This window comes from Labrys sp. ALF-8, from assembly GCF_059699065.1.
Genome location: NZ_AP048538.1, coordinates 806,995 through 819,077 on the forward strand (window position 1 = coordinate 806,995; position 12,083 = coordinate 819,077).

9 protein-coding genes are annotated in these 12,083 nt (G+C 63.6%); 6 read left to right on the plus strand and 3 right to left on the minus strand.

What is annotated here, in order from left to right; all coding sequences use genetic code 11:
- The first annotated feature begins 174 nt into the window (after nt 1-174).
- Genes AC6H34_RS23600 through AC6H34_RS23610 form a run of 3 tightly spaced genes read left to right on the plus strand, consistent with a single transcriptional unit; the run spans nt 175 to nt 5,057 of the window.
- A complete protein-coding gene (locus AC6H34_RS23600; RefSeq protein ID WP_497540414.1) occupies nt 175-471 on the plus strand; it encodes an FAD assembly factor SdhE in 297 nt (98 codons plus the stop codon).
- Nucleotides 468-3,977, plus strand: a complete 3,510-nt coding sequence (gene mfd, locus AC6H34_RS23605) for a transcription-repair coupling factor (RefSeq protein ID WP_497540415.1) — start codon at nt 468-470, stop codon at nt 3,975-3,977. Before AC6H34_RS23600 ends, mfd begins: the two co-directional genes overlap by 4 nt.
- Nucleotides 3,978-3,989: 12 nt before the next feature.
- Nucleotides 3,990-5,057, plus strand: a complete 1,068-nt coding sequence (locus AC6H34_RS23610; protein WP_448147392.1) for a D-TA family PLP-dependent enzyme — start codon at nt 3,990-3,992, stop codon at nt 5,055-5,057.
- A gap of 2 nt (nt 5,058-5,059) precedes the next feature.
- Here the strand turns inward: AC6H34_RS23610 and AC6H34_RS23615 are convergent, their stop codons facing one another.
- Entirely contained in the window at nt 5,060-6,436 is a 1,377-nt protein-coding gene (locus tag AC6H34_RS23615) for an AMP-binding protein (protein ID WP_497540416.1), read from the minus strand.
- Nucleotides 6,437-6,441: 5 nt separating this feature from the next.
- Nucleotides 6,442-8,256, minus strand: coding sequence for an extracellular solute-binding protein (locus AC6H34_RS23620; RefSeq protein ID WP_497541268.1), 1,815 nt, complete (start codon nt 8,254-8,256; stop codon nt 6,442-6,444).
- 167 nt (nt 8,257-8,423) lie between these two features.
- Here AC6H34_RS23620 and AC6H34_RS23625 point away from each other — a divergent pair, with 167 nt between their 5' ends.
- From AC6H34_RS23625 to AC6H34_RS23635, 3 genes are all read left to right on the plus strand, one after another.
- The gene (locus AC6H34_RS23625) at nt 8,424-9,755 is read left to right on the plus strand and encodes an AmpG family muropeptide MFS transporter (protein ID WP_448147394.1); all 1,332 of its coding nucleotides are present in this window, start codon (nt 8,424-8,426) and stop codon (nt 9,753-9,755) included.
- A 355-nt stretch (nt 9,756-10,110) separates the two neighbouring features.
- Entirely contained in the window at nt 10,111-10,905 is a 795-nt protein-coding gene (locus AC6H34_RS23630) for an invasion associated locus B family protein (protein ID WP_497540417.1), read from the plus strand.
- A gap of 28 nt (nt 10,906-10,933) precedes the next feature.
- Nucleotides 10,934-11,602 carry an invasion associated locus B family protein gene (locus AC6H34_RS23635; RefSeq protein ID WP_497540418.1) on the plus strand — a complete coding sequence of 223 codons (669 nt, stop codon included), beginning with the start codon at nt 10,934-10,936 and terminating at the stop codon, nt 11,600-11,602.
- Between the two features lie 78 nt (nt 11,603-11,680).
- Here the strand turns inward: AC6H34_RS23635 and hspQ are convergent, their stop codons facing one another.
- A complete protein-coding gene (hspQ, locus tag AC6H34_RS23640; protein ID WP_448147396.1) occupies nt 11,681-12,013 on the minus strand; it encodes a heat shock protein HspQ in 333 nt (110 codons plus the stop codon).
- Between the last annotated feature and the right edge of the window lie 70 nt (nt 12,014-12,083).

Below are 12,083 nucleotides of genomic sequence, written 5' to 3' on the forward strand. Positions count from 1 at the left end.
TCCTGCCGATCGTCGTAGTGGATCGAGAAGAACAAGGGCCGCGCGGCGCTCTTCAGTCGTGGCCTGTCCATGCTCCAGCCGGAACCTTGAGCCCGGACGCCGGTACGGCAATTCACTTTGACGGTTTCCTCCGCCGCTCCAACTCTCTATACAGCGTCGCGAGGGATTGAGAACATGTCCGGAACAATACGTACCGCTGAAGAATTGGATCCGCGTCGGCGACGCATCGTGTATCGTGCCTGGCATCGCGGTTTTCGCGAGATGGATCTGATCATGGGCAGCTTCTGCGATGCCGTGATCGTCGATCTCGCCGAAAGCGAAGTCGATGACTTCGAGCGGCTCATCGATGCCCAGGATCACGAACTCTACGACTGGGTCACTGGCAAGGTACCCGTTCCCGCCCAATATGATACGGACCTGTTTCGCCGCCTGCGCGAATACCATTCTTCCATGAAGCCGATGTTTGCATGAAAGCCGCTGACCACCTCGCCCAGGGCGGCCACCTCGTCTTTTCCAACTGTGCCGACGGCCAGGACGGTCTTGTCCTGGCGGACCTCGCGCGTGCCCTGGTGGCGAAGACGCGGGACCTGCCGGCCGCCATGCTCCATGTCGCCCGGGATGGAGCTCGTTCGGCCAGCCTTGAGGCCGCGCTCCAGTTCTATGCTCCGGAAGTCGATGTCCTTGTCCTCCCGGCCTGGGACTGCCAGCCTTACGACCGCGTTTCACCCAATGCGGGCGTCGTCGCCCGCCGGATGACGACGCTCTCGCGTCTCGCCACCACCAGGGGCGGGGACAGGCCGCGCATCGTGCTCACCACCGTCAACGCGGCGCTGCAACGTGTGCCGTCTCGCGATCTCGTCGCCGCGCAGTCCCTTTCCGCCGCCCCCGGCAATGCCGTGAACATGGACAGGCTGGCCGCCTGGCTGGAGCATAACGGGTATCTGCGTTCGTCGACCGTGCGCGAAACGGGGGAATACGCCCTGCGCGGCGGTATTCTCGACCTTTACCCGCCAGGGCTGCCGCTGCCGGTACGCCTCGACTTCTTCGGGGATACGCTGGAATCGATCCGCAGCTTCGATGTCGAGACGCAGCGCTCCTCCGCCCAGTTGCGCATGCTCGACCTCGTTCCGATGAGCGAAGTCCAGCTCACCACCGAGACGATCAAGCGTTTCCGGCAGGCCTATCTGTCCGAGTTCGGGGCCCAGACGCGCGGCGATCCCCTCTATGAGGCGATTTCGGAAGGGCGTCGCTATGTCGGTCTGGAGCACTGGCTGCCCCTGTTCCATACCAGACTCGACACGCTCTTCGACTACCTGCCCGGCGTGCCCGTGATTCTCGACCCCCTGGCCGAGGATGCCGCTGGCGAACGTCTCGCGCAGATCAAGGATTATTACGATGCCCGGCGCGAGGCGCTCGGCAAGTCGGGCGAAGGCGTGCCCTACAAGCCGCTAGGTCCCGACAGGTTGTATTTCGGGCCCGAGGAGTGGCGCCGGCGCCTCGATGAATCGGCGCTCGTCCGCGTCACGCCCTTCTCCGCGCCCGGCGCGCCGGGGCGCGAGGTCGTCGATTGCGGTGGCAAGCAGGGTCATACTTTCGCCGCCGAGCGGGCGGCTGAAGACTCAAACGTGTTCGACGCCGTCGTGCGCCATATCCGCGACCTCCAGGGCGAGAGCAAGCGCGTCATCGTCGCTGGCTGGACCGACGGTTCGCGCGAGCGGCTCGGGGCCGTGCTCTCCGATCACGGGCTGACGCAGGCCAAGCCCGTGCCGGATTTCGCCCGTGCCCTGGCGCTGCCTAAATCCGAAATTGCGCTCGGCATCCTGCCGCTCGAGACCGGTTTCGAGACCCGCGACCTGGCCATCATCTCCGAGCAGGACATTCTGGGCGACCGGCTCGTACGCCGGACGGCCAAGCGCAAGCGTGCGCAGGACTTCCTGACGGAGATCGGCACGCTTTCGCCCGGCGACATCGTGGTTCATGTCGAGCACGGCATCGGCCGGTTCATCGGCCTGCAGACAGTGACGGCCGCCGGCGCGCCGCATGACTGCCTCGAGATCCACTATGCGGGCGGCGACAAGCTGTTCCTTCCGGTGGAAAATCTCGAGCTTCTGTCCCGCTACGGTTCCGAGGATGCCGAGGCGCAACTCGACAGGCTCGGCGGTCGCGGCTGGCAGGAACGCAAGGCGCGGATGAAGAAGCGCATCCGCGAGATGGCGGGTGAGCTCATCAAGATAGCTGCCGCCCGCGCTATGCGCGAGGCGCCCAAACTCATACCCGCCCAGGGCATCTATGACGAGTTTGCGGCGCGTTTCCCCTACAGCGAGACCGAGGACCAGCAATTCGCCATCGATTCCGTGCTGGAGGACCTCGCGTCGGGCCGTCCGATGGACAGGCTCGTCTGCGGTGACGTGGGTTTCGGCAAGACGGAAGTGGCTCTGCGCGCGGCCTTCGCCTGTGCCCTGGCGGGCAAACAGGTGGCGGTGGTGGTGCCGACGACCCTTCTGGCGCGCCAGCACGCCAAGACTTTCGCCGAGCGCTTCAAGGGCCTGCCGGTCAAGGTCGCGCAGCTTTCCCGCTTCGTCTCGGCTGAGGATGCCCGCAAGACGAGGGCCGGTCTCGCCTCCGGCGACATCGATATCGTCGTCGGCACGCATGCGCTGCTCGCCAAGGCGATCTCCTTCCGCGACCTCGGCCTGCTGATCATCGACGAGGAGCAGCATTTCGGCGTCGGCCACAAGGAACGGCTGAAGCAACTGCGTGCCGAGGTACATGTGCTCACGCTTTCGGCGACGCCGATCCCGCGCACGCTCCAGTTGGCGCTGACGGGTGTACGCGAACTCTCGATCATCGCGACACCGCCGGTCGATCGGCTCGCCGTGCGCACCTTCGTGACGCCCTTCGATCCCGTCGTGCTGCGCGAGGCGCTGATGCGCGAGCGCTATCGCGGCGGCCAGAGCTTCTTCGTGGTGCCGCGCATCGAGGACATTGCCGATGCCAAGGCCTTCCTCAACGAATATGCGCCGGAGGCCAAGGTCGCCATCGGCCACGGACAGATGGCCGCTGGCCAGCTCGAGGACGTGATGACCGCCTTCTACGAGGGCAAATACGACATCCTGCTCTCGACCACGATCGTGGAATCCGGCCTCGACATTCCCACCGCCAACACGCTGATCGTCTGGCGTGCCGACATGTTCGGTCTCGCTCAGCTCTACCAGCTGCGGGGCCGCGTCGGGCGTTCCAAGACGCGAGCCTATGCCCTGTTCACCCTGCCGGCCAACCGCACGATCACGCAGGGTGCCGAGCGACGGCTCAAGGTGCTCCAGTCGCTGGATACGCTCGGGGCGGGCTTCCAGCTCGCCTCCCACGATCTCGACATTCGCGGCGCCGGCAATCTATTAGGCGACGAACAGTCTGGCCATATCAAGGAAGTCGGCTACGAGCTCTATCAGCAGATGCTGGAGGAAGCGGTCGCGGCTCTGAAGGAAGGCGGTGTGGAAACCGAGGTCGAGGAGCAGTGGTCGCCCCAGATCACCATCGGTACCCCCGTGATGATCCCGGAGGACTATGTGCCGGATCTGACGTTGCGGCTCAGTCTCTATCGGCGCCTATCCTCGCTCGACACCGATGCCGAGATCGATGCCTTCGGTGCCGAACTCACCGATCGTTTCGGCGAGCGCCCGCCCGAGGTCGACCAACTCCTGAGACTGATGTCGATCAAGGCCCTGTGCCGGCGCGCCAATGTCGAGAAGGTCGATGCAGGCCCCAAGGGGGTGATCATCTCGTTCCGCGACAATTCCTTCGCCAATCCGAACGGGCTGGTGCGCTACATTGCGGAGCAAGGCTCCTTCGCCAAGGTGAGGCCGGATATGCGTATCCTGTTCCAGCGGGATTTCGAGCGTCCCGACGATCGTCTCAAAGGCACTGCCGTCATCCTCAAGAATCTCGTCCGCATTGCTGAAACCAAACAGGCCGCCTGATCAGGATCAATCATGGATAATGCAGTCTACTCTTCCGTCGAGACTCCTGCCGTCCTCGTGGATCTCGATATCGCCGAGCGCAACATCTCCCGGTTCCAGGCCTACTGCGACGAACACGGGCTCAAGCTGCGCCCCCACATCAAGACGCACAAGCTGCCGCGGCTGGCCCGCTTCCAGATCGGGAAGGGAGCCGTCGGCATCACCTGCCAGAAGCTCTCGGAGGCGGACGCCATGACCGAGGGAGCCGGCATCGACGACGTGCTGATAACCTATAACCTGATTGGGGAGGCCAAGCGCGAGCGGCTGAGGGCACTTGCCGGGAGAGTCAGGTTGAGCGTCGTCGCCGACAGTGCGGCGGTCGTGGACGACCTTTCTGCCGCGATGGACGGTTCCGGGCACCAACTAACCGTGCTGGTCGAATGCGACACCGGTGCGCGGCGCTGCGGCGTCCCGACGCCAGAGGCTGCGGCCGAACTTTCGGGCAGGATCGCATCTTCACCCAATCTACGTTTCGGCGGTCTCATGACCTATCCGCCGGTGGGCGGAACGTCGGCCGTCCAGGACTTCATGACGAGAGCCAAGACGTTGATCGAGACTTTCGGCACGCCTGTCGAGACCATCACCAGTGGCGGATCCCCGGACATGTGGCGAGCCCACGAAGCGCCGGTCGTGACCGAATACCGCCCCGGTACCTATGTCTACAACGACCGTTCGCTGGTCGAGCGGGGCATCTGCGGTTTTGACGACTGTGCCCTGAACGTACTGGCGACGGTGGTCTCGGTGCCGGACCCGCATCGGGCCGTTATCGATGCAGGCTCGAAGGTACTCACCTCCGATCTGCTGGGACTGACGGGCCATGGCTATGTCGTCGGCCGTCCCGATATCGCCGTCGACAGCCTCTCGGAGGAACATGGGCGCCTCGTCAGCCAGGAGCCGATCGGGCTGAAGGTCGGGGATCGCGTCCGGATCGTTCCCAACCATGCCTGCGTCGTCGCGAACATGTTGGACGCCGTCGTGCTGACCCGTGGGGCCGAAGTGCTGGGTTATGAGCCCGTCGCGGCGCGCGGAAAGGTGTGGTGAGGTCAGGCCGCACCCGCCAGAGCGCGCAGTCCGTCGCTCTCCTGGGGAGGCTCCGCTCCCTGCGGCGCCGGTGTCTCCGCGGCCCATGAAGCCGATGCACCAGCATAGCGCGCGCCTGTGATGCGCACGCCATTTTCCGATGCTTCCGCCGGATAGGACGTCGTCACCCAGTCCTCCGGCGAGATCGGAAAAGACAGGTCGCGGTCGCTGACGTCGAAGCCCACCACCGGAACCTGTTCGCCCCGCAGGGCGAGCTGGCCATCCCCGGTGACAAGGGTTTCGAGGAGGGCTGACTGGCTGTCGGCATCGATGCCTATATGGGCGGGCAAGCCAAATCGGCCGTTGCCCGCCGGAAGCATCGGCATGATGCCGATTTCGCCCAGGATCGCGAAATGGTGCACGGCGCAGGGGGCTTGCGGCAGGTCCACGTTGCGATGCGGCTCGCGGGCGAGGCTCGCGATTTTTTCGAGCTTGCGCCCCGACAGGAGCCCCTCGGCCAGGCTGGCCTGCAGGACCACGTTCGGGAGCACGACATGCGTGACGGCATGCATGTTCATCTGCACCGCGAAGACGGTAGCGTCGAAGGCCTGGTGCAATGCGAGCTGGCAGCCGGAGATGAGCCACGCCACCAGCCCGCTGGCAAGTCCCGCGAGGCTTGAGGGGGCCATGGGCGAAAGCAGGCGGGATTGGCGGGTAAGGCCCAGCCGCTCCACCACCAGGGAAGCGGCCGCGTGCCATTCCCTGTGGTTGCGTGCGACGGCGAGGGCTCCCTCGGGGCCTCGGTCGACGGTCATGATGGCGAGGCTGTCTTCCGGACGCTCACGGCGCGACAGGCGCGTGATCGCGCCGGATTTGGGATAGCCGATACAGTCTTCGAAGGAGACGGTGCCGCCGGGCAGGTCTGAGCCGAAAGCGCCAATGAACCGAATGTCGGCGATTGACTCGTCGACGAGATGGCGGAGCGGCCTCAGGGGCTGTTCCTGGCCCATCTTGCGGGCACTCAGCAGAGCCTTTGCATTGAGCCGCTCGGCGAAGGTGACGATCTCGGCCGGAGAGTAATCAACCGGAACGATCGCTGCGACCAGTCCCGCCCGGATGCAGCCCATCAGGGCGATCAGCGTGTCCGTGACGTTGAGCCCCTGGATGCAGACGACGGCCTCGCTTGGCAGGCCCATTTCGAAAAAGCGTCCTGCCACCGCCGAGACCGCGGCATCGACCTGGATCCAGGTCATTCGCCGTGGCGCGCCGTCGGCCCAAAGCGGACGGTCCGGTGCATCGATCAGGGCAAGTACGTCGCCGCTGCGGTGGGCGTTCTGCCGCAACAGCAGGTCGAGGGTGGGAGGAGCCGTGCCGATCCTGGAGGAGCTGTTCGTCGTCATGGGCCTCAGGGCGCCTTCACATGAGCAAGAATCGGATCGGAAGCGAGTGTATCGCTGTATGCCCCTAAAGCCATAGCCGGTTTATCGGGCCGGGTCGTCCCGTTCCACCGGGCAATCCACATCTTGGGAGCATGGAAGAGGGGAATGGCGTAGTTCCCGGAAATCAGCAGGCGGTCGAGCGCTCGGACCGCAGCCACGAAATCCTCCTGGCTTTCTGCCGCCAGAAGCGTGCGGATCATGGCATCCACCGCTGGGCTTTTCACGCCGGCGTAGTTGAAGCTGCCGGGCACGTCGGCCACTTCGGAACTCCAGCGGAAATTCTGCTCCATGCCCGGCGACAACGAGGATTGCCAGCTGAACTGCAGCATGTCGAAATCGTAATTCTGCTTGCGCCGCTGGAATTGCGCGTCATCCGCCATGCGCAGGTTGACATCGATGCCAAGGAGCTTGAGGCCGTCGGCGTAGACGAGCGCCATTCTCTCCGTGGCCTTGTCGCCGACCGTGATCTCGAAGGTGAACGGCACGCCATCCTTCTGCAGCTTGCCATTATGGATGCTCCATCCAGCCTGCCTGAGCAGATCGAGAGCCTGGCGGGCCACCTTGCGGTCGCGTCCGGAGCCGTCATTGACCGTCGGCCGCCAGGTTCCATCCATCACATCGGGGCTTACCGCGCCAGGGAACGGCGCAAGCAGCGCCTTCTCCCTTTCGTCGGCCGGCGTGCCGCAGGACGACAGGATGGAACCGTCGAAATAACCGCAGGTGCGCCTGTAGAGCCCGTAATAGAGGCGTGCATTCGCCCATTCGAAATCGAACATCATGCCGAGCGCCTGGCGCACCCTGACATCGGCGAAGATCGGACGCCGGGTGTTGAACACCCAGCCGACGGCGGGCTTCGGCAGGCCGTTGGCGATCTCCTGGCGTATGACCCTACCGTCCCGGGCAGCCGCGAAGTCATAGCCCGTCGCCCAGTTCGAAGCCTCGCCCTCGGGCCTGACATCATATTGGCCGGTCTTGAACGCCTCGAACATCGCCACCGGATCGCGGTAGTAGACGTAGCGGATGCGATCGAAGTTATAGAGGCCGCGATTGGCCGGCAGATCCTTGCCCCACCAGTCGGGATTCCGGCGAAAGGTGATGCTGTTGCCCGGATCGATCCTGTCGAAGACATAGGGGCCCGAACCGATCATGGGCTTCAGGGTGGATTTGTCGAAATTCGCCGGATCGATCGCATGCCGAGGCAGAACCGGCATGCCGGCCATCAGGAGAGGCAGCTCGCGGTTGCTTGCATTGGAGAAGACGAAGCGGATATGGCGCGGATCTCGGACAATGATGTCGGCGATCTGGCCGTAAGTGGTTCTCGCACCAGGGCGTCCTTTCTCCCGGAGGAGTTCTGCGGAGAATTTGAGATCGTCGGCCGTAACGGAAACGCCATCCGAAAATTTCGCGCGGGGATCGAGCGTGAATTCCACCCAGGACCGGTCGGGCGGTGTCTCGACGGCCTCGGCGATCGAGGGATAGAAGGTGAAAGGCTCGTCGAGGGATCGCGCCATCACCGATTCGAAGACGAGGGTATTCGTGCCGGGGGAGGGCGCCCCGTTGACGATGAGGGGGTTGACGCTGTCGAAGGTGCCGAGCATCGGATAGCTGGCGGTGCCCCCTTTTGGAGCGTCCACATCGACGTAGGGGAAGGATCCGAAGCCGGGCGCTAGGGCCGGTTCGCCCCGCATGGCGAGCGCCGGTTTCGGATCGGCCAGGGCGGGGGAAGCAACGGGGAGCGAAACCAGGATGGCGACCCCGAATAGGGCGGCCCGGGTGATCATCGGCACCTTTTCACTCTCCAGTCTCCCGTCCGAGACATGTCAAATCCAAGCAGCGGCCGGCCGAGAGCATGGATCGGCGTCGTTCAGCGGGCAGCGAAAGGATTTGGTCTCGTCGCAAGGGGCAACTATAAAACCGATGTATGATTCCCGGCGCAAAATTCCGTTCGTTGCTGATCAACATCGCTGGCGACACACGCCTGGCGTTCATGCTGGCGCTGGGTTTCAGCTCCGGTCTGCCCTTCCTGCTGATCTTCTCCACGCAATCGGCGCGGCTTCGAGAGGCCGGCATCTCCCTGACCGACATCGGGCTGATCAGCTATGTGGCGCTCGCCTATAGCTTCAAATTCCTGTGGGCGCCGCTCGTCGACCGGTTCGATCCACCAATATTGGCCGGCTTTTTCGGGCGCCGACGCGGCTGGATGCTGCTGGCCCAGTTCGGGGTCGCCCTGGGACTTCTCGGCCTTGCCTTCAGCGATCCGGCGCATACCCTGGGACTGACCATCGCCTGTGCCGCCTTCACGGCTTTCTGTGCGGCCAGCCAGGACGTGGTGATCGACGGATGGCGCATCGACGTCGCCCCCGCCGAGCAGCAGGGCATGATGCTGGCCTGCTACCAGCTCGGCTATCGATTGGCCTTGCTGAGCGCGGGGGCCGGTGCGCTTTATATTGCCGATTTGGCCAGCTGGCGCAGCGCCTATCTCGCAATGATGGCCTTGATGCTCGTCGGCATCGTGGCGGCGATGTTTGCCCCCGACAGGCAAGCTGCCGGCGATGACGATGCAGAGATGGCGGCCGATATCAGTGGGCCGGCCACCGTGGCGGTAGCCGATCCGGCAGCCCGGACGTCGGCACTCGCGACGTCCTTCCTCTACCCGCTTCGGGATCTGTTCCTGCGGCTGGGTTGGATGCTGGTGCCCATACTGCTGCTGGTCGCGATCTACCGCCTGCCCGATTTCGTCTCCGGCGTGATGGCCAATCCGCTCTATATCGATCTTGGCTTCTCGAAATCCGAGATCGCGACGGTTTCCAAGTTCTATGGAGTCTGGATCGGCATGGTCGGTGCGTTCGCGGGCGGGTTTTCCGTATCGCGCCTGGGATTGATGCCGACGCTCCTGTGCGGGGGTATCGCCGCCGCAGCGTCTCATCTCACCATGGCCCTGCTGGCGGCGAGCGGTGCCAAGCTCGGCTTGCTGACACTGGCGATCAGCGTCGAGAATTTCGCCGGCAGCTTCGCGGGCACAGCCCTGACCGCCTATATGTCCTCGCTGGTCTCGCCGGCCTTTGCCGCCACCCAATATGCACTCTTGAGCTCGCTCTACGCCTTGCCGGGCAAATTCGTCGGCGGCCTGTCCGGGAAGATGGTGGAAACGTTCGGCTATTCCGCTTTCTTCGTCTCGACGTCAGCGATCGGTCTGCCCGTGGCCCTTCTCTGCCTGCTCATCTGGTATGCCGGCGCTCCGGGGCCGGCCCCTGAGGCAAAACCGAGCGGCGCAGGGTGAACCGACTCCTGAGCGAGCCCCCCGTAGTCGGTCATCGGCGAGCCTGGATTCCAGCTCCAAAGGGACGTCTTGCTCAACCTGAGTCGAACGGCTTTCATGCGGAAGGCCGGACGAATTTTGAAAGAATGTCCGATCAGATCAACTTTTCAGCAATTTACTTCGTTATAGAAGCCGCGCAGTCGGTATAGGTTGCTTTCGAGGCTGGAAACGTACGGCCGCTTCGTTTATGCACCTTCCCCGAAATGGTCATCTTGGCGCCCTGATTGGCGGTGAGAGACATTCAGCCCCATCGGTGCGTTGCCGCAAAGCGCCAGCCGGCGTCTGTGACAGCGAGCCTCGGACCCAAGGATTTTGCATGATGTCGTTTCGCCACTTTGCGACTGCAGCTGTTGCGGCGCTCTGCCTTGCGGCAACGCCCGCATTGGCTCAAGACAAGCCCGCCAAGCCGGCCGCAACCACGAAGCCGAAGGCACCTGCCCCTGCCAAGCCTGCTCCGAAGCCGGCCCCGGCCGCTCCAGCGGCTTCGGCCGCCGAACCTGCGGCTGAAGTGCCTTCGCTGACTGGATCGACCAGTCCGGCTTTGTCGAACTCCCAGCCCGAGTGGGTGAAGCTGTGCCAGACTGATCCGCAGTCGAAGAAGGAGATCTGCCTGATCCGCCGTGACCTGCGCTCGGAAACCGGCCAGACGATCATGACGGCGATCTTGATGCAGAACACGACCGACAAGAAGCAGATCCTGCGACTGGTCATGCCGGTCGGCGCGCTGATCCCGAATGGCGTGGCGCTCTATCTCGACGGCGCGCCGTTCGCTACCGGCAAATATATCGTCTGCTCGCCCGAGGGATGTCTCGTCGAGATGCAGGTCGATGAAAACCAGCTCAATGCCTTGCGCAAGGCCAAGACTCTGGCGATCGTGTTCAAGGCGCCGCCGCAGGACCAGGCGGCCGCACAGGCGGCTGCCCAGAGCGGCAAGCTCTCCCAGGACATTCAGTTGCCGTTGGGTACCGATGGTCTAGCCAGCACCCTCGATGGCAAGCCGCTGGATCCCCAGGCCATCGCCAACGAGCAGAAGAAACTGCAGGACCAGTTGCAGCAGGCCGCCGAGAAGGCCCGCCAGCAGCTCAACGCCAATCCCGCGCCCGCCCAATAAGAAGCGCTTCGGAACAGGAATTCTGACTATGCGTAAATCTCTCATTGCAGGTGCTGCCGCGGCCTTGGTGACGATGACGGCCGGTTCGGCTCTGGCCCAGAACCAGCCGCAAGCCGCTCCGGCTCCCGCTGCCCAGCAGCAGCCGCAGCTTCCCGCCTTCGACCAGCCGCCGTGGACCAAGATCTGCGTGAAGCAGGAAGCGAAGGAACTGTGCCGTACCGTGCGCGATCTGCTGCTGCCTACCACGCAGTGGACGATGACCGCGCAGATCAGCCAGGAGAAGTCCGGCAAGCCAAGCCTGACGGTGATCATTCCCGGTGGTGTGGTGCTGACGATCGGCGCCCGCGTGCTGGTCGATGGACAGACACTCGATACGGCCAAGTATCGGATCTGCTATGGCCCGAGCTGCGTTGCCGACATGCCGCTGAGCGAGGCCAATCTGGCAACGATCAAGAAGGGCAAGAAGCTCACGGTGCAGGCGTTGACCTTCCAGGGCCAGCCCGTGGCGCTCGATATGGGCCTCGACGGCTTCGGCAAGGCCTTCGACGGCGCCGGCATCGATACTACGGCGTATCAGGCGCAGGTTCAGGCTTTCAACCAGAACCTCCAGAAGCTCTTCCAGCCTGTCATCGACGCCCAGAAGGCCCAGCAGCAACAGCAGCAGCAGCCAGAGGCGCCGCAAGCCCCGGCCCAATAATCCCGAGAACGCAAAAGACCGGCTTTCGAGCCGGTCTTTTCGTATGAGCGACCGTCGAGAATGGAGAGGCTTCGTCTCTCAGTGCTTTACGCTCGGCTTAGGCCTGTAGCCACCGTTCTTATCGCGATCGAACATCTGTTCCACCTGCGCATTGCGAACGGGTTTGCCGCTGTCGTCAACGACGAGATTCTGTTCCGACACGTAGGCCACGTATTCCGTTTCGTCGTTCTCCGCGAGCAGGTGATAGAAAGGCTGGTCCTTGGACGGCCTTACGTCTTCCGGAATGGATTGCCACCATTCTTCCGTATTGGCGAATTCAGGATCGACATCGAAGATCACGCCGCGGAACGGATAAACGCGATGGCGAACAACCTGGCCAATAAAGAACTTTGCTTCGCGGGCTTTATTCATACGCAGTTTCGATCGTCGTTCGATCCTGGCTGACCGGAGACCAGGTTCGTCTACTACAGATGGAGAGCAA

Coding starts and splice junctions, on each gene's coding strand:
- mfd (WP_497540415.1), top strand. CDS start 468: ATGAAAGCCGCTGACCACCTCGCCCAGGGCGGCCACCTCGTCTTTTCC.
- AC6H34_RS23620 (WP_497541268.1), bottom strand. CDS start 8,256: ATGATCACCCGGGCCGCCCTATTCGGGGTCGCCATCCTGGTTTCGCTC.
- AC6H34_RS23610 (WP_448147392.1), top strand. CDS start 3,990: ATGGATAATGCAGTCTACTCTTCCGTCGAGACTCCTGCCGTCCTCGTG.
- AC6H34_RS23615 (WP_497540416.1), bottom strand. CDS start 6,436: ATGACGACGAACAGCTCCTCCAGGATCGGCACGGCTCCTCCCACCCTC.
- AC6H34_RS23600 (WP_497540414.1), top strand. CDS start 175: ATGTCCGGAACAATACGTACCGCTGAAGAATTGGATCCGCGTCGGCGA.
- hspQ (WP_448147396.1), bottom strand. CDS start 12,013: ATGAATAAAGCCCGCGAAGCAAAGTTCTTTATTGGCCAGGTTGTTCGC.
- AC6H34_RS23635 (WP_497540418.1), top strand. CDS start 10,934: ATGCGTAAATCTCTCATTGCAGGTGCTGCCGCGGCCTTGGTGACGATG.
- AC6H34_RS23630 (WP_497540417.1), top strand. CDS start 10,111: ATGATGTCGTTTCGCCACTTTGCGACTGCAGCTGTTGCGGCGCTCTGC.